Here is a 22066-nt window from a genome sequence, read left to right as displayed (position 1 = left end):
CGCGGATACTAAAATGGGCAAGCGGCAGGCGTGGCATCATGGCAGCCGGTCAGTTGCCGGCTGCCAATCCGTGCGGGGACTTACGCCCTGCGCCACATCGCGACATTCCAGGTGTTGATGCGCGTGTTGACGTTCGGATTGATGCCTTCGATGCCCTGCTTGTTGCCCTGTACGGTCGCGTACTGGAAGAGCGGCAGGAAGGGCAGGTCCTTGCGCATGATTTCCTGAATCTTCATGTAAACCGCCTTGCGTTCCTCTGGAACGAAGAGCGCACCACCCTTGGCGAGGAGGGCATCAACTTCCGGATTGGCATATTGCCAGTTGTTCTGTCCTGCGCCGCCCTTGGCGGCGGAGGAGGTCGACATGAAATAGTCGGACGTATCCGGGTCGGAACCGGTGAGGAAATTCAGGCCAACGATGACACTGTCGAATTTCGATAGCATCCAATAGTCGCCCCACATGACCGCCGGCGGCAGGTTGGAAATCGTCATTTCCACGCCGAGATCCTTGAAGGACTGCTGGATATATTGCTGCACCTGTTCGCGAATGTGATTGCCGGCCGTCGTCGAGCAGGTGAAGGCGAGCTTGACGCCGTCCTTGGCACGGATGCCGTCCGGGCCGGGCGCCCAGCCGGCGGTGTCCAAGAGCTCCTTCGCCTTGTCCATGTCATAGGCCTGCTTCGGCAGGTCTGGATTATAGTAGAAGGACTGCTGCGGCATGTAGGTCTCGGTCGGCGCCGGCAGGCCGTAATAGAGCGCGTCGATGATGGCGGCCTTGTCGATCGCCGCATAGAGCGCCTCGCGCACGGCCGGATCCTTGAATTGCGGCCGCTCCATGTTGAAGGTGAAGGATTCGACCGTGGCGGCCGGCACGACAGAGACGTCCATGCCGGGAAGATCCTTCGCCTCCTCATAGTGGTCCGGTGTGATCCACTGCAGGCCGAGAACGTCGATGTCGCCTGCCTTGAACTGGGTATACATGACGTTGAGGTCGGGAATGTATTTGTAGATCAGCCGTTCGACATAGGGGCCTTCGGCAAAATACTCGGCATTGGCTTCGAGCGTGATGTGGTCGCCAGCGACGCGCTCGACCCATTTGAATGGGCCTGTGCCGACAGGGGCATTGTTGAACGGGGCATTGTTCGGATCGGCAGAAGCCGACATCAGGTGCTTCGGCGTGATGAAGGTGGATGCGAGGATCGACGGGTAGGGTGCGAAGGCCTTTTCCATGCGCCATGTGATCTCGGTCGGCGAAACGACCTTGAGATCGCGGATCAGGTCATGGCCGGTCTTGCGCCAGCTGCGGAAATCGGGGTTCACCAGAAGCTCGAACGTGGCCTTCACGTCCTCGGCGGTAAACGGCGTGCCATCGTGCCATTTCACGCCCTCGCGCAGCTTCACCTTCCAGGTCAGGCCGTCGGCGGAAATGCCGCCGTTCTCGACCGTCGGCACTTCGGCGGCGAGCGCCGCGACGAACTTGCCCTCGGGATCGACATAGAAGAGCGGGTCGTAAAGGCTGAAATGGATGCCGTCATCCACTTCGATATGCGGCATATGCGGGTTGAAGACCGTCGGCTCCTGCGAGAAGCTGATGATCAGCTGCCCCTTGATCGACTTCTCTCCGGCGGCGAGCGCCTGGCTGAAGCCGGGCATGCCGGAAAACACCACGCCCGAAGCGCCGAGCGCCATCAACCCGAGTGCTTGACGGCGCGTCGGGTGGGTCAGAACATCATTCCTGGTATCAGACATTTCATATCCCCTATGGTTGGTTGTGTCGTTCATGCTTGTTTGCCGCCCTCTGGTGGGGCGTTGGAAATCAGGTGCCTCGTCAGAAACCGCTGACGAGTTCGATCTTCGAGCCATCCGAGAAGCGCTTGAAGCGGAAGGCGGTGGGATCGACGATTGGAGGCTTGCCGGTAACGATATCGGCCATCAGCTTGCCGGCAGCCGGACCGATGCCGAAGCCGTGGCCGGAGAAGCCTGTGGCAAGATGGAAGCCTGGGATGGCATCGATCTTGTCGATCACCGGAACAGCGTCCGGCGTCACGTCGATCATGCCTCCCCAGCGCTGAGCGATCTCTGCCTTCTTGAAGACGGGAAAAGCCGCGCTCAGCCGCGACATGGCGCCATCGATCATCTTTTTCGACGGAATCGGATCGAGCACGCGATTGTATTCGAAGGGCGATGGTTCATCGAGCGACCAGCGGCGCGGGATGCGTGCATCGTCGAAATAACGGCCGCCGAGGCGGAAGCGCAGGGAGCGCCATTCATATTTGTAGGCAGGCATAAACTGCCGCGCATAGCGGAAAGAGGCAGGCACGATATCGACGATGTTCTGCATGCCGTCGGCGATCGTGTATCCGCCGTCCAGGCGCTTGCGCAGGGCGAAACCGGAGGCCCATATGGCCTCTTCCGGCCCACCTTCCAGCGGCTTGGTGCGCAGGACCGAGTTTAGCACCCGCAGCTGCGGCAGATCGAGCCCGCTATTGCCCATGAACAGGCTGGACCATGCGCCGCCGGCCAGAACGGCCGCCTTGCAGGCGATTTCGCCGCGTTCCGTCACCACGCCCGAGACGTGGCCGCCTGAAAGCTGCAGGCCGCGGACCGCGCATTCCGTCAGGATATGGGCGCCGCGTTCCCGAGCGGCTTCCGCGATGGCAGGGGCCGCTCGCTGCGGTTCGGCGCGGCAATCGCCGGCAGTGTAGAGCGCGCCCTTGATGTCGAGATTGGAGCCCGGATATTTTTCCCTGAACTCGGTGGCGCTCAGCATGCGGCTTTCGATCTGGTAGCCTTCCAGATTGCGGGTCCAGCGCTCGTGTTCTTCATATTGCTGGTCGTTGGCGCAGGTGAAGACGATGCCGGCGCGCTTGAAACCCGTTTCGCGGCCAGTGCGCCGATTGAGGTCGGACCAGATCCGCAAGGATTCCGCCATCAGCGGCACTTCGCGCGGATCACGTCTTGAGATGCGGACCCAACCCCAATTGCGGCTCGACTGTTCGTGGCCGATGCCACCCTTTTCGCACAGCGCGACCCTCATTCCCTGCTCGGCAAGTTCAAGCGCCGTCGACGTGCCGATAATGCCGCCGCCGATGACCACGACATCGACTTCCTTGGGCAGTTCGGCATCACCGTGAACGGGAACGACATAGGGACCGGGCATTTCAACGATACTCCTTGGGATGACTTGAATAGTGACGAGAGACAGCCGCGAGAGGGTTTCTTCAAGTGCTGTTGAGGCTGACGATCCGGCGATAGGTGCGGCTGAGGATGGAGATCAGCAGGCGATGTTCGTCATCGGTAATGTCCGGGAAGAAGTCACGCGATTGCTTGACGACAATCGGGCGGATCGTCGCCGCGAGATCACGGCCCTTGCGGGTGATGAACAGGCCCTGGGCGCGGTTGTCGTCACCGTCCGTCCGGCGCGTGAGGAGCCCATGCTCCTCCATCTGGTCGATGACGCGCACCATGGCCGAGCGGTCCCGCAGGATGAGTTCGGCAATGGCGGAGGGGCGAATTCCGGGGTGCCGGTCGACCAGCAACAAGGTGGTGATCTTGCCGGTGCCCTTGGCGACTTCCAGCCCGTCAAGCTTCTCGTCGAGATCGCGGGAAACCGCGATATTCAGGGTGCGGATATAGTAGCTCAGGATGTCCTCGAGCACGTCGAGGCCGAGATCGGCCAATTCCGCCGCGCCGGTACCACGTCTGACTGCACTCGCCATGCTGCCTCCTGAAGAAGACAATAGATCTCACATCCGGCAGCTGAAGACTGCCGGCTCAAATCACGCTGGATGCATTCAATTTACGAACGAAGGATCGCGAGGATCCGCGTCTCAGGTCTGTGTGAGAGGCCGTGACGCGAGATTGCCCCCTCATTTCGAGTATTCAAATCCCATTAGTGGACGTTTGCAACTATTATTCCGCAAAATTGCCGATAAAAATTTCACCGTCAAAATATGCGCAATTTATGTGCGACTGGTTGTAGCCTTGTCTACCGGGCCTTTTGTTGTTCGATCGGCGACAGCGGATAGCCCGGCAAATCGTCGGTCTGGCTGGCCGGCCATTGGCGGTAGATACCGACCACATGCGTCGTTGCATCCTGCAGATGTTCATGCAGCTCATCGCGTAGCCGAGTGATATCGCGGGCGCGCAACGCCTCGATGATCGGGTCGTGGGTTTTGGCGATCTCGACGGGATTGGCGTAGATGCGGCCGACAAGCGCGATGCCTGATCGAAGCTCGGTCGCGATCTGATCGAAGAGTTTCAAAATACGGGAATTGCCGCCGACTTCGCAAAGCATCCGGTGGAAGGAGTAGTCCTCGACGACCTGTTCCTGGGTGCGGCCTTCCGCGCCGAGCTGTTTCAGGAGTTCCACCTGGGCTTCGAGCCGCTTGAGGTCATCGTCGGTCATCCGTGCGATCACCGCCTGTGCATTGTGCAGTTCCAGGCATTCGCGCAGATCGTATATCTCCAGCAGCTCGTCAGCATTGTAGCTTTTCACGAAAAATCCGCGGCGCGGATGCGAGACGATCAGCCCCTGGCTTTCCAGTAGTCGCAAAGCTTCGCGAACCGGCGCGCGTGACGTTCCCATCTGTTCGGCCAACCGGGCTTCGGTGACACGCTCGCCCGGCCGCAGAAGACCATCACCGATGGCGCGCAATACCAGGTCGGCGATGCGGCTCGGCAAATCGGCCTGTTCTAGCAATCGAAACATTCTGCCGGTCCTTCCCCGTCGGTTGCAGGTCTTCGACCATATCCCGCAGGGCTGGCATCCTTGTGCGAGACGCCGGTCTTGGGAATGTCGATGCGCGAACGATAGATCGTAATTTGTCGATTGTCGACGATTGACAGTGGGTCCGGGGTCGGTATCATGACCACAAAATGACCGCTGTGCAAAAAATGCGCAGCTGGCAAGAATAGTGGGAACAGACGTGACGAAACCGAACGGGACAGCCGGCAAGGCTGCACTGGGTCTGGCTTGTTGTCTTGATGCCGGGCTCTGGAAAGACAGGGATGTTTACGCACTCGCCTTCACTGACGGCGAGTCGGTACCCGTCTCTCTCACCGTCAAGCGCGAGTCTGCTTCGTGAGCGCGGTGGCTGCCGGGCCTGCCATCGAGGTCGTTGGCCTTTCCCGAACGTTCGATCTTTGCCGGATATTCGATGGCAGTGCCGATGCGGCGCTGCGCGTGGTCAGGCCGCATGAGGTCGTCGATCCCGCTCGTGTCGAGGTAGCGCTTGCCTGGATGCCTGAGGAAAGGGCGTTCGACGCTTATCCCAATCTGAAAATGGTGTCGTCGATCGCTGCCGGCGTCGACAGCATCCTGGCCTGCCCGTCGCTGCCGAAAGGCGTGGTGGTGACGCGGGTTCGCGATCATGCGCAGGCCGATCTGATGGCCGGTTTTGCGGCCTGGCAGGTTGTCTGGCACCACCGGCGCATGGGCGATTACATCGCCAACCAGGCTCGGCGCAGCTGGGATCGCAGTTTTCGGCCTCTGGCTCCCGGATCGGTCACGGTCGGCGTTCTCGGCTACGGGCTGATGGGTAGGCGCTGCGCGATGGCGATTGCCGCCATGGGTTTTCGCGTGCTCGTCGCGCGCAACTCCGTTCCCGCGACGGAAGAAGCATCGCTTGACGGGATCGAGGTTGTAGCAGGTCCGGGCGCCGTTCGCAGCGTCGCGGCAGAGGCCGATATTCTCGTCAACGTTTTGCCGCTGACGGAAACGACGCGGGATCTGCTGAATAGGGATTTCTTCGCGCAGATGAAGCAAGGTGCCGCGCTTGTCCAGATGGGACGCGGCGAGCATATGGTCGAGGCCGATCTTATCGAGGCTCTCGATAGTGGTCACCTAACTGCCGCCAGCGTCGATGTCTTTCGCCAGGAGCCGCCAGCCGAGGATCATCCGTTCTGGTCTCATCCCAGGATCATGGTGACCCCGCACAAGGCATCCGACACCACGCCGGCGGAAATCCTCCGCCAGGTCTCCGAGAATTTTTCGGCGCTCCGCGAGGGGCGTTCACCACCGGGTCTCGTCAACAGGGAAGCCGGCTACTGATCTCTTAAACATTCCGATCTCAATTTCATGAAGGACCAGAGCATGACAGTGCCTACTCGCCTACTGACGAACGGAAAGATCTGGTGCGGCCTCAAGGAGGGCTTTGCCGAAGCGATCGCCATCGACGGCGACAAGGTTCTGGCGACGGGCACGGCTGCCGAGATGGCCGCGCTTGCTGGTCCCGAAACCGAGATCATCGATCTCGAAGGCAAACTTGCGACGCCAGGCCTCAACGACGCGCATATGCACCTGCATCACTATGGAAGAAGCCTTGTCGAACTGGATCTGCGGCCGGCGGCCGGCGTCACCAGCGTCCAGGCGATCGTCGATCTCGTCAGGCAAGCCGTTGCCAATGCCGAGCCGGGGCAGTGGATCCTTGGCCGTGGCTATGACCATGACAAGCTTGCCGAACTCGAACATCCGACGAAATGGGATCTCGATACGGTCTCGCCCGACAATCCGGTTTTCCTCACCCGTACCTGCGGCCACACGACGGTCGGTAACTCCCTCGCACTGAAGGCCGGCGGCATCGGTCGCGATACACCAGACCCGTTCGGCGGCAAGATCCGCCGCCGCAACGGCGAGCCTGACGGCATCCTGTTCGAGAATGCTCGCGATGCCGTGCGGGCGGTGATGCCGCCGATCACCGAAAGCCAGCTGGTTGCGGCCATCGAGCGTGGCGGCAAGAAGCTTCTGACATTCGGCATCACTTCGATCATGGAGGCCGCGATCGGCATCGGTGAAGGCGAGGTCGAACTCGACGCCTATCTGACGGCGCGCGAGCAGAACCGCATTCCTCTGCGCGTCGCCGGTACGCTGATGGGCGATCTCGAACGCAATATCGTCGACTACGCCCATTCCAAGGGACTGGTGACCGGCGTGGGTGACGACATCTTCCGCATCGGCCCGGTCAAGTTCTTCACCGACGGATCGGCCGGTGCCGGTACGGCGTGGTTCTCCATTCCTTACGAAAACGACGAAACCAATTTCGGTGTGCGCTGCCTGACCCAGGAACAGACCGACGAACTGACGCTCAAGGCGCACCGGCTGGGCTATCAGATCGCTCCGCATGCAATCGGCGACGCCGCCATTTCCATGGTGCTCAATGCCTATGAAAAGGCATATGCGGAAATGCCGGATCCGGACCGCCGCCACCGCATCGAGCATTGCGGCTGGCATGTGCCGGAAGACCTGGCGCGTCTCAAGGCAATGAAGGTCATTCCGGCCGGGCAGCCATCCTTCCTCTATTTCTTCGGCGAGGGCTATTACACGATCCTCGGTTCGGAACGGCCGCAGCATTGCTATCCGTTCAAGACCTGGTTCGAGGAGGGCCTGCATCCTTCCGCTTCCACCGATTGCCCGGTCACTTCGCCCGACCCGATGCCCTGCCTCTATGCGATGGTCGCCCGCAAGTCCGATACCGGCAAGCCGCTCGGCCTGGCGCAGGCGCTTTCCGTTGGTGAGGCGCTGCATCTCTACACCTACGAGGCCGCTTACGGCGTCCATGACGAAGAGCGCAAGGGGCGCCTGATCCCGGGCCAGCTCGCGGATATCGCGGTCTTCGACACGGATTTCTTCACCGTCGAACCGGAGGCTTTCCTCTCGGCAAAATGCCTGATGACCATGCTCGGCGGCGAGGTGGTCTATCGCGCCTGAGACGGTTTGCCCTGCCATACCCGGAGCCCGCCCAGGCGGGCTCCTGAAATGCATCGACCTTGCGATATCATGAAATGGAAGGCCCCTATGACGACAACTGCAGACGTGATTCTGACCGGCGGCAAGATCTGGCTTGGTCAGAAGGAAGGTTTCGCCGAGGCGCTTGCCATTTCAGGAGACAAGGTGCTCGCCTCCGGCTCCGCAACCGAGATCGCGACGCTTGCCGGCCCGCAGACCGAGGTGATCGCGCTTGAGGGGCGGCTCGCCACGCCGAGCTTCTATGACGTCCATACGCATCTCGCGGCCTTCGGTCTCGGCTTGAAGAACCTTGATCTCAACCCGCGCAGGGTGACCTCCGTCGGCGCGCTTCTCGGCGAGGTCGCCGAGGCGGCGAAATCCCGCCAGCCGGGCGAATGGATCATCGGCCGCGGCTATGACCATTCCAAGCTTGCAGAAAACCGCCATCCGACCCGTCGCGAACTGGATGAGGTTGCGCCGAACAGTCCCGTCTATGTCGTCCGCGCCTGCGGCCATGTGGGCGTCGCCAATTCGATTGCGCTGCAGCTCGCCGGGATCGGCCATAACACGCCCGATCCGGATGGCGGCACGATCGGCCGGGCCAATGGCGAATTGACTGGTCTTCTCGCCGAAAACGCCCGCCAGCCGGTCGCCAACCAGCAGCCGGTGCCGGGTCTGGAAGATTATGTCGAGGCGATCGAGGCCGGCGGCAAGATGATGCTGAGCTACGGCATTACCTCGACCATGGATGCCGCGGTGGGCATGAACCACGGCTGGACCGAGCTCAAGGCTTACGAAACCGCCAAGGAAACCGGCCGCCTGCCGGTACGCGTCTCCATGTGCCTGATCGGCGACAAGGAGCGCAACATTCTCGAAAAGGCGACGGCGGAAGGTTATGTCGCCGGACAGGGCGACGACATGCTGCGGCTGCGCCAAGTCAAGATCTTCGTCGACGGCAGTATCGGCGGCAAGACGGCGGCGATGAAGACGCCCTATGCCGGCACGAAGGACGAATACGGGCTTTTCTGCCTGACGCAGGACGAGACCGACGGGCTGGTAAAGCGCGCCCATGATCTCGGCTACCAGATGGCGGTCCATGCGATCGGCGATGCTGCGATCGAGCGGATCCTCGATGCGATCCGAGCCGCGCAGGAAGCCAATCCGGCGGCCGACCGCCGCCACCGGATCGAGCATTGCGGCTGGCTCAGCCACGAGCAGATCGCCACCATGGTCGAGCTCGGTGTCATCCCGGCCCCACAGCCCGATTTCATCTACTATTTCGGCGACCAGTATGTCGAAGTGCGCGGCAAGGAAGCCTCCGACTTCGCTTACCCGATGCGCACCTGGATCGATGCGGGACTGCGCCCGTCTGCTTCGACCGATTGCCCGGTGACGCCGCTCAATCCGTTTGCCGGTCTCTACGCGATGGTCACCCGCACCACCGACAAGGGTACCGTGCTCGGCGCCGACCAGGCGCTGACCATGGAGGAGGCGCTTAACGCCTACACCCTGGAATCCGCTTATGCCGCCCATGAGGAAGAGGTGAAGGGGCGCCTCGTGCCCGGCCAGCTCGCCGATATCGCGGTCTTCTCAAATGACCTCTTCGAGATCGAGCCTTCCGAAATTCTCAACACGACCTGCGAGATGACGCTGCTCGGCGGCAAGGTCGTCTACACGAAGCAGGAGGTGCAGACATGATTTCGGTCATCTTGCGTCGCCTGGGGCTTTCGATCCCGGTCCTTTTCGGGGTTCTCGTCTTCGGGTTTCTGCTGTTGCAGATGGTGCCCGGTGACCCGGCTATCGTTCTCGCCGGCCCGACCGCGCCTCCCGATGTCGTCGAGGAGATCCGTCGGTCGATGGGGCTCGATCAGCCGCTTCTCGTGCAGTTCTGGATGTATCTCGAGCGGGTTCTGGTCGGCGATCTCGGCCGGTCGATGATCTCCAACAAGCCCGTCATCGAGGAGCTCCTGACCGCTATCGTGCCGACGGTCGAACTGATGTTCGCCTGCCTGATCTGGTCGATCCCGCTCGGTATCGCCATGGGCACGGTCGCCGCGATGCGTCGTGGCTCGCTCGTCGACCGGGCGGTGATGGCGCTCTCGGTTGCGGGCATCTCGCTGCCGGTCTTCTTCATCAGCCTGATCCTCATCCAGGCGTTCGGCGTGTCGCTGCGGCTGTTCCCCTTCGTCGGTCGCGGCGGACCTCTCTGGACGCTTGATGGCCTCAGCCACATCTTCCTGCCGGCGCTGTCGCTCGGCATGGTCTTCATCGGCCCGGTCGCCCGCATGACGCGCTCGTCCGTGCTCGAAGTGCTTGAGCTCGACCACGTCCGCACTGCCCGCGCCAAGGGCCTGCCGGAACGCACGGTGGTGTTCCGTCATGGCTTGCGCAACGCGCTGATCCCCGTCGTCACCCTGGTCGGGCTGCAGACCGGCTACCTGCTCGGCGGAGCCGTCGTCACCGAGACGATCTATTCCTGGCCGGGCATCGGCCGGCTTGCCGTCGGCGGCATCCTGTCGAGCGATTTCACCGTTGCCCAGGGCTGCATTCTCGCCATGGCGGTGACCTTCATTGCGATCAACCTGATCGTCGACCTCCTCTATTCGGTTCTCGACCCGCGGGTGAACAGATGAGCGCTATCACGACAGACGACACCGCCAAGAAGGCTGCGGCCGCACCCGCTGATCGTGCCTGGTGGAAACGCTTCCTGCGGGATCGTGCAGCACTTTTCGCGATCACCGTGCTTGCGCTAATCTGCCTTGCGGCGATCTTCGCGCCGCTGCTGGCGCCATACGATCCCTATGAAAGCTCCCGCAGAACCATGCTGCCGCCGGCCTGGGCCGCGCGCGGCAATATAGAATACCTGCTCGGAACCGATCCGCAGGGCCGCGATATCCTGAGCCGGCTTCTCTACGGCACGCGGTTGACGTTGCTGATCGGCCTCGCCTCGGTCGCGATCGGCGGCGTGCTGGGCTCGTTCCTCGGCCTCCTCGCCGCCTTCTATCAGAAGCTCGATCCCTGGATCATGCGCTTCTCGGACATCCTCCTGTCGCTGCCGGCAATCCTTCTCGGGTTGGCGTTGGTTGCTGCGATGGGCCAGGGCGTCACGCCTATCCTGCTGGCGCTGGTCATCTCGACCATTCCGGACTGCGCCCGCGTGGCACGCGGCATCGGCATCGGCATCATGGGGCAGGAATTCATCACGGCGGGCCGTTCGCTCGGCATTCGCGATCCGCAGCTCTTCTCGCGCTATCTCGTCCTCAACTGCATTTCGTCGGTGCTGATCTTCCTCAGTCTGCGTTTCGGCCAGCTGATCCTGATCGCAGCCTCGCTGTCGTTTCTCGGTCTCGGCGCCCGTCCGCCGGTCGCTGAACTCGGAATGATGGCGGCACAGGGCCGCGACTTCTTCCTCTTCGCGCCGCATATCGCGGTGATCCCCTCCATCCTTATCCTCGTCATCGTGATGGCCGCCAATGTGGTCGGCGACACGCTGCGCGACGTGCTGGACCCGCGTCTCAAGACCTGACCGGGAGCGGGCTCCCACCGCTTCCTGCCTGAACTACTGACATGACCCCTATCCCAACAAGGAGCCATTGCCATGATGATGAAACGCCACAGACGACTGATGACAGCGGCCCTTACCGCCGCCGTCACCCTGACGTTCGGCACGCTTGCCATGGCGCAGGACGTTAAAATCTCGCGCCGTATCGACAGCAACAACTACGATCCGCACAAGACGACGGCGACGGCCGCTGCCGAAGTGCTGTTCATGTTGGCCGACACGCTGGTCACGATCGACTACGACATGCAGACGCTGCATCCGGGCCTGGCGAAGAGCTGGGACGTTTCGGAAGATGGCCTGACCTACACGTTCCATCTGCGCGATGACGTGAAGTTCTGCGGCGGCAAGCCGATGACGGCGGAAGACGTCGCCTACAGCTTCAAGCGCTGGATCGATCCCGCGACCAAGTCGCCGGTGGCGTGGCGCGCGGGCGAAGTGGAAAGCATCACCGCGACGGATGCGACGACGCTGCAGTACAAGCTGAAAAAGCCCTATTCCGAACTGCTCTACCAGCTGACCCAGAGCTTCGCCGTCGTGATTGACAAGGAATCGGTCGACAAGCTCGGCCCGGATTTCGGCGTCAAGGGCATGAATGCCACCGGTCCGTTCTGCTGGGGCGAATGGGCGCCGCGCGACAAGATGGTCCTGACCCGCAACGACGCCTATACCTGGGGTCCGGAAATCTACGAGAACAGGGGGCCGGCCAAGGTCGACAGCGTCACCTGGTCTATCATCGGTGAGGAAAACACCCTGACCGCCGCACTGATGACCGGCCAGACGGACGTGTCCAATTACGTGCCGCCGATCGCGCTGCAGCAGTTCGAAAGCATGCCGGGCTTCGTCACCAGCAAGTCCCAGTCGGCACGCTATACCTATTTCGTCGGCTTCAAGCTCGACAAGCCGACGGTCAGCGATCTCGCCGTCCGTCAGGCGATCAACTACGCGGTCGACCGCGTCGCTCTCGTCCAGGACCAGCTCTACGGCACGGTCGAGCCGGCCTATACCTACATCACCGAGGACACGCTGGACTGGAACAAGGACGTCGATAAGACGCTCATCAAGGACTTCGATCCGGAAAAGGCCAAGAGCCTGCTGGACGAGGCCGGCTGGAAGGTCGGTGCCGACGGCATCCGCGAAAAGGACGGCGTCAAGCTCGCTCCGGTTCTCTACAGCTTCAACGGTGCATGGATCAACATCATGCAGCAGGTACAGGCCGAACTTCTGAAGATCGGCGTCAACCTGCAGATCCAGACCTTCGACGCCACCGTCGTCTGGGGCAAGCTTGCGACCCAGGAATACGACATGTTCACCATGGGCTACCCGTATTTCTCCGCGGGTGACGCGATGAACCTCTACTTCCGCTCGGGCAATACGCCGGCTCCGAACCGCACCAACTGGAAGGATCCGGAAACGGATGCGCTCCTGGTCGCCGGCTCGGCAGCCACGTCCGAGGCCGAGCGCGCCAAGGATTTCGGCAAGGTGCTCTACAAGGTGCATGAGGCCGTCAACTGGCTGCCGCTCTATCACACGCCGATCATCATCGTGCAGAGCGACAAGCTGAAGCCGCTCAAGGCGCATCCGATCTATGGCGCGGCCTATTACAAGGGCCTCGACCTGGAATTCACCGAGTAACGAATGCAGCGGCCGGTCCCGGGATCCGGGGCCGGCCGTTCCCGATCTCTACATCACCCTGCGACAGGACAGGCCGCGCAGTCAGAAAGGTCAATGCAATGAACATGCTCCCGAATTCGATCGAGGCGCGCGATATCCGCTCACAGATGCCGGCCGTCGCAGACATGCGCAAGCATGAGGAAACCGGTTCGCTGGTCATCGAACGCGGCGAGGGCATCTATGTCTTCGACAACAATGGCAAGCGCTATATCGAAGGCCTTGCCGGTCTCTGGTCGGTTGCCGTCGGCTTCGGCGAGGAACGGCTTGCAAAGGCCGCCTATGACCAGATGTCGAAGCTGCCCTATTACCATATCTTCAACTACAAGACCCATGGCCCCTCGGTGGAGCTAGCCGAGAAGATCCTCTCCATGCTGCCTTTCGAAATGTCGAAGGTGCATTTCGCCTCGTCGGGATCGGAAGCCAACGATCTCTCCGTCAAGCTGGTCTGGTATTACAACAACGCGCTTGGCCGCAAGGACAAGAAGAAGATCATCGGCCGCATCAAGGGCTATCACGGCGTCACCGTCGTCGCTGCTTCGATCAACGGCCTGCCGCGCAATCACGAAAGCTTCGATCTGCCGCTCGAGCGGATGATCCACACGTCCTGCCCGTCCTACCCTCATTTCGGCAAGGATGGCGAGACAGAAGCCGAGTTCACCGCGCGTACGCTGCAGGAACTGGAAGACCTGATCCTCAAGGAAGGCCCGGAAACGATCGCCGCCTTCTGGGGTGAGCCGGTCATGGGTGCCGGCGGCGTGCTCATTCCGGCTGCCGGCTATTGGGAAGGCGTTCAGAAGATCCTGAAAAAATACGACATCCTGCTCGTCGCCGACGAGGTGATCTGCGGTTTCGGTCGTACTGGCAAGATGTTCGCCTGCGAGACCTATGACATCGTGCCAGACATCCTGGTGCTGTCGAAGCAGATTTCGTCGTCCTATCTGCCGCTGTCGGCCATCGTGCTCAATGACAAACTCTATCAGGTCGTGGCCGACGAATCCCACCGGATCGGCTCTTTCGGCCATGGCTTCACGGCATCGGGCCATCCGGTCGTCACGGCCGTCGCACTGGAAAACCTGAAGATCATCGAGGAGCGCGATCTGCTCGGCAATGTCCAGCGCCTCTCGCCTGCCTTCCTGAAGGGTCTTGAGGAACTGGCCTCCCATCCGCTGGCGTCGTCCTGGCGCGGTATCGGGCTGATCGGCGCCGTCGAGCTGAAGCCGTCCGACAAGGCGGGCGCGATGGCGACGGCAGTTGCCGAGCGCATGCAGGAGGAAGGCCTGATCATCCGCGGCATCGGTGAAGCGCTCTGCTTCTGCCCGCCGCTGATCATCACGGAAGAGCAGATCGGCGAGATGTTCGCCATCGCCCGCAAGGCGCTCGACATGGTCGCCGCCGAGCAGGCCTGAGTCATCCTCTGACTCTTTGAGCTCCGCGCCACTGGCGCGGGGCTCTCACCACTATCCATATTCACAGGGAGCCGATCACATGAGGAAGGTCATTCGCGCAGGGCACGTCGTCGCGTTTCAGGATGGTGGACACAAGAACCTGCGCAACGGCACGATCGTTATCGAGGATGATCGCATCGTTCATGTGGGCGGCGGCGAGTTCGAAGGGCAGGCAGACGAGTTCATCGACGCCAACGACAAGATCGTCACGCCGGGCTTCATCAATACCCATACCCATATCAGCGAGGGCTTTTTCGACCGCTCCTTCGTCGAGGATCGCGGACCGCGCAATTTCTATCTCTCGGGCCTCTTCGAATTCCTGACTGCCCGCAATGGCGCGATTACTGAGGAGGCGCGGGAGGCTTCGATCCGCGCCTCGATGCCGGAGCTGATCCGCACCGGCACGACGACGGTGGTCGAGATGGGCCTGAGCGGCCGCTACGTCGCCGAACAGGCGGAGAAGGCGGGATTGCGCGCCTATATCGGCGAATTCTACCGCTCCGGCCGCTGGTACACGGACGATGGCCGAAGCGTGAAATACGAATGGCTGGAAGACGATGGTGCCGCCGCGATGAAGAAGGCGGTCGATTTCGTCAAGGAGATCGACGGGCGCGCCAATGGCAGGATCAAGGGGTTTCTTACGCCCGCGCAGGTCGACACCTGCTCGGAGGCGCTTCTTCGCCGTTCCCGCGAAGTAGCCGAAGAACTGAAGGTGCCGATGGCGCTGCATGTGTCGCAGTCGGTGCCGGAATTCCAGGAAATGGTCCGCCGGAACGGCTGCTCGCCGATCGAGTGGCTGGAAAAGATCGGCTTCCTCGGCAATGACGTCATTCTCGGCCATGCCATCATGCCGGGCGGCTCGAGCTGGGTGAACTACTATGCCGACGATCTCAGCATTCTCGCGGATACCGGTACCAACGTTGCCCATGCCGTCTGGGTCTTTGCCCGCCGCGGCATCGCCATGGAAAGCTATTCGAAATATCTCGCACGTGGCATCAACATGACACTTGCAACCGACACCAGCCCGCAGAGCATGATCGAGGCTTTGCGCTGGACGGCGGTCATTTCCAAGATCATGGACCGGCGCACCGAAGTGGCGACCGCCGCCGACGTGTTCAACTCGGCAACGCTTGCCGGGGCGAAATCGCTGGGTCGCGACGATCTCGGGCGTATCACCCCCGGCGCCAAGGCCGATCTGCTCTTCTGGGAAGGCGCCAGCCTGTTCATGACGCCGATGCGCGATCCCGTGCGCAACATCGTCTACTCGGCGCAGCCGGAGGACCTGAACGCAACGATGGTGGACGGCGCCTTCATCATGAAGGACCGCATCGTGCCGGGCTTTGACATCAAGGCGATCACGGCGGACCTGCAGAAGGGTGCCGAGCATATGTGGGCGAACATGCACCACCAGGACTGGGCGCATCGCGACATCAATGCCCTGTCGCCGGACAGTTATCAGGAATTCCGGGTCTAGCCGCGGATCGGCGGCGCGTAATGCTGCCGCCGGATTTCTGCGCGCCTGGTCTGACCCATGGGTCACCTCCTCCGAGTACGGAGGAATGATACTGCAGGCCATCGGTTTATTCATTCGCTTCGGCAGGAAGCAAGCGCTCGCAATTGGCGATTGTGGGCGCCTCAGCGATGTTGCCGTGAACAACCAACTGGTGAATGCGCAATAAAACCCCGAGATCCGAGGGATGTCGGCAATAAAAGATTACGCCTGAGTCTCATTTACATACCGATTGATATGTATGTAATAGCATGATTATGAAAAAGGCACAGACATCCCGTCGCTCACAAATTGAGCGCACTGCTGAAACCCAGTCGGTGCTGATCCAGGCTGCTGTCCGGCTGTTGGCAACGGCCGGCTACGGCAAGACCACGACCCAGTCGATCGCCAAGGAAGCGGGCGTCACCACCGGCGCCCTGCACCATCATTTCCCGACCAAGGACGATCTGATGCTTGCCGTGCTGGACCAGTCGGCCATCACCGTCGAGGCGAAACTGGAGGCCGAGAACGCCATGCCGTTCACCGGCAAGGCGAGCATCCGCGATGTCGTCGATCACCTCTGGCAGATCTACGGCCAACCGGATTACTGGGCGGTCTGGGAAATCATCATCGGCACGCGTGTCGATGCCGGCGTGCACCAGCGGGTTCTGGAGCATCGCGCCCAGTCGATGGCCAATGTGATGTTGCCGTGGCTGAAGCGCGTCGACAGCCTGACCGGTTCCGTCACGCGCAGCGCCGCCGCCGGGATCTTCGAATTCATGCTGATCACCATTCGCGGCCTCAGCCTCGAGCGCTTCATGGACAAGGACGCCGCCTATTTCGAGCGGCACCTCTCCATGCTGGCGGATTTCGTGAGCTTCCGTCTCCAAAGCCTGGAGCAGCAGCTCGCTCACCAACAAACCAAACTTTGAGATCCATATAAGAGGGGACTTCAAGACCATGCATTCCAGCATCGACCATACGGCGGGCGCACCCGCCGGCGTCAACGGGCGTCTCAAGACGCTTGTCGGCGGCTCCATCGGCCACTTCATCGAATGGTTCGATTGGGCCATTTATGGCCTCATGGCCGGCGTCATCGCCCACCAGATGTTCCCGGCCGACGATCCGGCTGTCTCGCTGATCGCCAGCCTTTCCGCTTTCGCAATCGGCTTCATCGGCCGCCCGATCGGCGCGATCATCCTGTCGCCGATGGCCGACAAATACGGCCGCCGCACCCTGCTGGCGGCAACGATCATCATGGCCGGCATCGGCAGCTTTGTGATCGGTATCATGCCCAACTATGATCAGATCGGCATTCTCGCTCCGATCCTGATCGTCTGCGCCCGTCTTCTGCAGGGCCTTGCAGGTGGTGCCGAGTATCAGATCTCCGCGACCTTCCTGAACGAGCATGCCTCGGTGAAGAACCGCGCCTTCAACGCCTCGCCGCAGCAGATCGCGATCGGTCTCTCGGTTCTCGCCGCCACCGGTGTCGCCACTGCAACGACGACGTTCTTCACGCCTGAGACGCTTGAGGCCTGGGGCTGGCGCGTGCCGTATCTGCTTGGTGCCGCGATGTCCGTCTACGGTTTCTTCATGCGCCGCGGTCTCGACGAGACGCCGTCCTTCGAAGCCAATGCCAAGAAGATGGCCAACCGTTCGCTTGGCTCCATCCTGGCGGCTGTCGCCAAGTATCCGAAGGAAACCTTCATCGTCTTCGTCCTGCAGATGAACGGCGTCATGTATTACCTGTGGCTGATCTTCCTGCCGACCTATGCCAACATGATCGGTGGCCTCAGCCGCTCGGAAGGTTTCGCCGGCAACATGTTCTCGACGGTCGTCTACATTCTCGGCGTTCCGACCTTCGCCTATATTTCCGACCGCATCGGTCGCAAGCCGCTGCTGTTCGCGACGGCCATCCTGTTCCTGCTGTTCGTCTATCCGCTGCTTTCCCTGCTCAATGGACAGGTCTCGTTTTGGACCTTCACCTTCGTGTCCGCCGTCGGCGCTCTCTTCCTGTCGATGAACAATGGCGTTCTCGGCACGGTGCTGTCGGAACTCTTCCCGACGGAAGTCCGCACCTCGGGCATCGGCATCCCTTATGCCATCTGCGCGGCTCTCTTCGGCGGCACGGCTCCGCTCGTCGCAACCTGGCTGCACGGCCAGGGTGGCGTTCTCTATGTGTCGCTCTATGCCATGCTGATCTGCGTCATCAGCATTCTGACGCACTTCTTCCTGACGCCGGAAACCCGGGGCCGGTCGCTCGATTGAGCGGCCGTTCCCAAACCGCAGCATTGTAAAGACTGCGCATCCTAAAGGCCGAAAGCCGATCGCGGCTTTCGGCTCGATGTGCGGGTGACGGGAGTAATCTGATGAAGACCCTTCTCAAGGCCGACCGCGTCATCGTCGGCGATGGCAGTGCGCCGCTTACCGGCGCTACCGTTGCCATCGAAGACGGAAAGATCACCGGCGTCTACCAGGGCGACGTGCCGGAAAGCGCTGCTGCGGGTGCCACGACACGCGAGTTCGCCGGCGCGACGATCATGCCGGGCATGATCGATACCCATGTCCATCTCAACCTACCCGGTGATGGCACCTCGCTCGAGGATGCCGTCACGGAAGACGAAGGGGTTCTTGTCGCCACCGCGACCTTTACCGCCGGACGGGCACTTGCCGCGGGCATCACCACGGTGCGCGATCTCGGCGCGATGAATTCCACCGTCTTCAACCTGAAGCGGGCGCTCGCTCTCGGCCACGGCACGGGACCGCGCATCGTTGCCTGCGGCCAGCCGATCACCATCACCGGCGGTCACACCTGGTATCTCGGCGGCGAGGCAGACGGCGTCGATGGACTGCGCAAGAAAGTGCGCGGCATGGTCAAGCAGGGTGCCGACTTCATCAAGGTCATGGGATCGGGCGGCGGCACCGTCGGCACGCTTTCCTGGCGCGCTGCCTTCACGCGTGAGGAAATGCAGGCGCTTGTCGACCAGGCTCATGCGCTCGATCGCAAGATCGCCGTTCATTGTCTCTGCGCCGAATCCACCGAACAGGCCATTGATGCCGGCGTCGACCATATCGAACACGCTGGCTTCCTGACCGACGGCAAGGGCAACCAGAAATTCGATCCGCGCGTTGCTGAAAAGCTGGCGAAGTCCGGCATTCCGGTCACCGGCACGCTGGCCGTCTCCGGCGCCGTCGTGAAGATGATGTCGGCCAGGGAAGACCTAACGGAAGCCGAGCAGGCCTTCCTTACCCGCTGGCGCGGCATGATGGCCGATAATATCGAACAGTTCCGCAAGCTGCGCGAAGCGGGCGTGCGGTTCGTCGCCGGTACCGATGCCGGCTGGCGTTTCACGCCTTTCGACGGCCTGCCGCTCGAAATGGAAATGATGCAGCAGGGCGGCATGTCCACCCTTGAGGCGATCACCGCAGGGACCGGCTTTGCCGCCAAGGCAATCGGCATCGACGGCAAGGTCGGAACGCTGACAGCGGGTCTCGCCGCCGACGTCATCGTCGTCAGAGGCAATCCGCTCGATGATCTCGATCGCCTGCGCCATCTCGAACTGGTTCTGCAGGCCGGCATCGTCCGGCCTCATGCCTAGGCTCCGGCCGCCTGAGGGCGACCGGGCTACTTTCCAATTCCATGAATGAAAGGCAGAGCCGGTGAAAATCTCCGACTGCAACTGGCAGCAAATCGAAGCCTATCTGAAGACCGATGATCGCGTGATCCTGCCGCTCGGCAGCACCGAGCAGCATGCGCAGCTTTCGCTCTCGGTCGATTCCATCCTCTCCGAACGCGTCGCCGTGGAAGCCGCCGAGCCCTTCGGCATTCCGGTCTTTCCGGTGCTTGCCTATGGCATCACGCCCTATTTTATGGCCTATCCCGGCACGATCAGCCTGCGGATGGAAACCTATGCGGCGATCATCCGCGACATTCTCGACGGCCTGAAGCGCCAGGGCTTTCGCCGCATCCTGATTGTCAACGGTCATGGCGGAAACCAGCCGGGCGGCAGCCTGGCGGTCGAATGGATGACCGATAATCCGGGCGTGGCGGTCAAGTTTCATAACTGGTGGAACGCGCCGAAGACCTTCGCCAAGGTGCAGGAGATCGACAAGGTCGCCTCGCATGCATCCTGGATGGAAAACTTCCCTGGACGCGTCTCGCCGGTCAGGTCCTGCCGAGCGAGCAGAAGCCGATGATCGATTTCGGCCGCATGCGCGTCATGGATCCGGATGCGGTCAAGGCCTATGTCGGTGACGGCAATTTCGGCGGCTATTACCAGCGGCCGGATGACGAGATGCAGGCGATCTGGGATGTCGCCATCAGTGAAACCCGCGAATTGCTGGAAGGACCGTGGAAATGACCTCTCCCATCGTCATCTGGGGCGCCGGCGCCATCGGCGGCACGCTTGGGGCCGCCTTCATTCGCGCCGGTCATGAGGTCGTCTTTGTCGACAATGTGAAAGAGCATGTCGACGCGATCAACGCTCGCGGCCTGCAGATCAAGGGACCGATCTTCGAAGACACGGTCAAGGCCAGGGCCTATCTGCCGGAAGAGATCGAAGGCGTCTATGAGCGCATCTTCCTCTGCGTCAAGGGGCACCATACCGAGGCCGCCGCAAAGACGCTGGCGCCGCATCTGGCAGAAGACGGTTATGTCGTCTCGGCGCAGAACGGTTTGAACGAGGCAGTCATCGGCCGCGTGGTCGGTGATGAGAGGGTCATCGGCTGCTTCGTGAATTTCGGTGCCGACTATCTGGAGCCGGGCATCATCAACTACGGCGGCCGCGCAGCAGTCGTCGTCGGCGAGATGGACGGCAAGACCACCGAGCGGATCAAGGCGATCCACGCGATGATGCTGCAGTTCGAGGAACGGGCGGTGTTGACCGACAATATCTCCGGCTATCTCTGGGGCAAGCTGATCTACGGTGCGCTGCTGTTCGCGACAGCCGTCACCAATGACAGCATTGCCGATGTCTTCGCCAACCCGGCCTATCGCCCGGTGCTGACACGGCTTGCCCATGAGGTCGGCCACGTCGCCAAGGCCAGCAATGTCCGTCCGGAAGCCTTTGACGGTTTTGATCCGGCCGCCTTCGCGCCGACGGCGCCGGCTGAAGAAACCGGGCGTTCCTTCGACGGAATGGTCGCCCATAATCGCCGTTCGACCAAGTCCCATACCGGCGTCTGGCGCGACCTTGCCGTGCGCAAGCGCAAGACCGAGGTGGACGCGCAAATCCTGCCGATCGCCGAGACCGGCAAAGCGCTTGGCATTGCCACCCCGGTGACGTTCAAGCTGGTCGAACTGATCCATGAAATCGAAGAGGGCAAGCGCCCGCTCGATACCGCAAATCTCGACGAACTGGTGAGGATCCCCGCATGAATATCGACTTTATCGGCAAGACCGTCATCGTGACCGGTGCGGCTCACGGCTTCGGCCGGGCGATCGCGCTCGGTTTCGCGGAGCGCGGTGCCACCGTACATGCCTGCGACGTCAACGAGGAAGGTCTGGCGGAAACCGTGCGGCTCTGCGGCGACAAGGCCAAGGCGCACAGGCTCGATGTCGGCGACCGCAGCGCGGTGCAGGCGACGGTCGCCTCGATCGGCGATGTGGACATCCTGATCAACAATGCCGGCGGCGTGCGCGGACAGGTCGGCCGCCCGATCGAGGAAATTTCGGAAGAGGACTGGAAGGCGATCTTCGACGTCAACCTCTCCGGCGCATTCTTCGTATCCCAGGCCGTCGCGCCGGGCATGAAGGCCAAGAAATCCGGCCGCATCATCAACATTTCGAGCGGTGCGGGCCTCGGTATCTCGCTGACCGGCATTCAGGCTTATGCCAGCGCCAAGGCGGGGCAGATCGGCCTGACACGCCAGCTCGCCCACGAACTCGGCCCGTTCAACATCACCGTCAACAACGTCGCCCCGGGCTTCGTTCTCTCCAACCCCGCGACCGAACGGCAATATGAGGCCATGGGTGCGGAAGGTCAGGCAAGGTTGCTGCAGAACATCGCCCTGAAGCGCCTCGGCGCGCCGGAAGATATCGCCGCGATGGTGATGTTTTTCGCTTCGGATTTTGCAGGCTGGGTGACCGGCCAGGTCATCAGCGTGGACGGCGGCAAGTAACTGCCTTCTGCCCCAGGCAGGAGGTCGAGGGCGTTGCCGCCGACCGATTAGGCC

At 61.7% G+C, this 22066-nt stretch carries 19 protein-coding genes; 15 read left to right on the top strand and 4 right to left on the bottom strand.

Going from position 1 to position 22066, the window contains the following annotated elements; all coding sequences use genetic code 11:
- Positions 1-80: 80 nt before the first annotated feature.
- From N7E02_RS14030 to N7E02_RS14015, 4 genes are all read right to left on the bottom strand, one after another.
- Positions 81-1748, bottom strand: a complete 1668-nt coding sequence (locus N7E02_RS14030) for a peptide ABC transporter substrate-binding protein (RefSeq protein ID WP_286582625.1) — start codon at positions 1746-1748, stop codon at positions 81-83.
- 79 nt (positions 1749-1827) lie between these two features.
- On the bottom strand, positions 1828-3159 hold the full coding sequence (locus tag N7E02_RS14025) for an NAD(P)/FAD-dependent oxidoreductase (RefSeq protein WP_286582624.1): 1332 nt from the start codon (positions 3157-3159) through the stop codon (positions 1828-1830).
- A 61-nt stretch (positions 3160-3220) separates the two neighbouring features.
- Positions 3221-3718, bottom strand: a complete 498-nt coding sequence (locus tag N7E02_RS14020) for a MarR family winged helix-turn-helix transcriptional regulator (RefSeq protein WP_286582623.1) — start codon at positions 3716-3718, stop codon at positions 3221-3223.
- A gap of 269 nt (positions 3719-3987) precedes the next feature.
- Positions 3988-4710 (bottom strand): GntR family transcriptional regulator, encoded by a 723-nt coding sequence (locus tag N7E02_RS14015; protein ID WP_286582620.1) that lies wholly within the window; start codon positions 4708-4710, stop codon positions 3988-3990.
- A 372-nt stretch (positions 4711-5082) separates the two neighbouring features.
- Between N7E02_RS14015 and N7E02_RS14010 the strand changes: the two genes are divergently transcribed.
- The 15 genes from N7E02_RS14010 to N7E02_RS13945 all read left to right on the top strand — a co-directional run bounded on the left by N7E02_RS14010 (position 5083) and on the right by N7E02_RS13945 (position 22012).
- Positions 5083-6051 carry a 2-hydroxyacid dehydrogenase gene (locus N7E02_RS14010; protein WP_286582619.1) on the top strand — a complete coding sequence of 323 codons (969 nt, stop codon included), beginning with the start codon at positions 5083-5085 and terminating at the stop codon, positions 6049-6051.
- Positions 6052-6093: 42 nt separating this feature from the next.
- Positions 6094-7707, top strand: coding sequence for an amidohydrolase (locus N7E02_RS14005; protein WP_286582618.1), 1614 nt, complete (start codon positions 6094-6096; stop codon positions 7705-7707).
- A gap of 87 nt (positions 7708-7794) precedes the next feature.
- Positions 7795-9423, top strand: coding sequence for an amidohydrolase (locus tag N7E02_RS14000; protein ID WP_286582616.1), 1629 nt, complete (start codon positions 7795-7797; stop codon positions 9421-9423).
- Positions 9420-10358 carry an ABC transporter permease gene (locus tag N7E02_RS13995; protein ID WP_286582613.1) on the top strand — a complete coding sequence of 313 codons (939 nt, stop codon included), beginning with the start codon at positions 9420-9422 and terminating at the stop codon, positions 10356-10358. Before N7E02_RS14000 ends, N7E02_RS13995 begins: the two co-directional genes overlap by 4 nt.
- On the top strand, positions 10355-11251 hold the full coding sequence (locus N7E02_RS13990; RefSeq protein WP_286582611.1) for an ABC transporter permease: 897 nt from the start codon (positions 10355-10357) through the stop codon (positions 11249-11251). Before N7E02_RS13995 ends, N7E02_RS13990 begins: the two co-directional genes overlap by 4 nt.
- 72 nt (positions 11252-11323) lie before the next feature.
- Positions 11324-12919, top strand: a complete 1596-nt coding sequence (locus N7E02_RS13985) for an ABC transporter substrate-binding protein (RefSeq protein ID WP_286582609.1) — start codon at positions 11324-11326, stop codon at positions 12917-12919.
- 98 nt (positions 12920-13017) lie between these two features.
- On the top strand, positions 13018-14364 hold the full coding sequence (locus N7E02_RS13980) for an aspartate aminotransferase family protein (protein ID WP_286582607.1): 1347 nt from the start codon (positions 13018-13020) through the stop codon (positions 14362-14364).
- Positions 14365-14443: 79 nt separating this feature from the next.
- Entirely contained in the window at positions 14444-15877 is a 1434-nt protein-coding gene (locus tag N7E02_RS13975) for an amidohydrolase family protein (RefSeq protein WP_286582605.1), read from the top strand.
- A 287-nt stretch (positions 15878-16164) separates the two neighbouring features.
- Entirely contained in the window at positions 16165-16824 is a 660-nt protein-coding gene (locus tag N7E02_RS13970; protein ID WP_286582604.1) for a TetR/AcrR family transcriptional regulator, read from the top strand.
- A 28-nt stretch (positions 16825-16852) separates the two neighbouring features.
- Complete coding sequence (locus N7E02_RS13965; RefSeq protein WP_286582602.1) at positions 16853-18160, top strand: MFS transporter; 1308 nt, start codon at positions 16853-16855, stop codon at positions 18158-18160.
- A 101-nt stretch (positions 18161-18261) separates the two neighbouring features.
- Positions 18262-19491, top strand: a complete 1230-nt coding sequence (locus tag N7E02_RS13960; protein ID WP_286582599.1) for an amidohydrolase family protein — start codon at positions 18262-18264, stop codon at positions 19489-19491.
- Positions 19492-19552: 61 nt separating this feature from the next.
- Complete coding sequence (locus N7E02_RS13955) at positions 19553-20089, top strand: creatininase family protein (RefSeq protein ID WP_353622886.1); 537 nt, start codon at positions 19553-19555, stop codon at positions 20087-20089.
- Entirely contained in the window at positions 20086-20253 is a 168-nt protein-coding gene (locus tag N7E02_RS29705; RefSeq protein ID WP_353622885.1) for a hypothetical protein, read from the top strand. Before N7E02_RS13955 ends, N7E02_RS29705 begins: the two co-directional genes overlap by 4 nt.
- The gene (locus tag N7E02_RS13950; RefSeq protein WP_286582597.1) at positions 20250-21269 is read left to right on the top strand and encodes a ketopantoate reductase family protein; all 1020 of its coding nucleotides are present in this window, start codon (positions 20250-20252) and stop codon (positions 21267-21269) included. The genes N7E02_RS29705 and N7E02_RS13950 overlap by 4 nt, the downstream gene beginning before the upstream one ends.
- Entirely contained in the window at positions 21266-22012 is a 747-nt protein-coding gene (locus N7E02_RS13945) for an SDR family NAD(P)-dependent oxidoreductase (RefSeq protein ID WP_286582593.1), read from the top strand. The genes N7E02_RS13950 and N7E02_RS13945 overlap by 4 nt, the downstream gene beginning before the upstream one ends.
- The last annotated feature ends 54 nt before the right edge of the window (positions 22013-22066 follow it).

The sequence above is a fragment of the Terrirhizobium terrae genome, assembly GCF_030323265.1.
GTDB lineage: Bacteria > Pseudomonadota > Alphaproteobacteria > Rhizobiales > Rhizobiaceae > Neorhizobium.
This window is presented reverse-complemented; position numbering and strand designations above follow the sequence as displayed.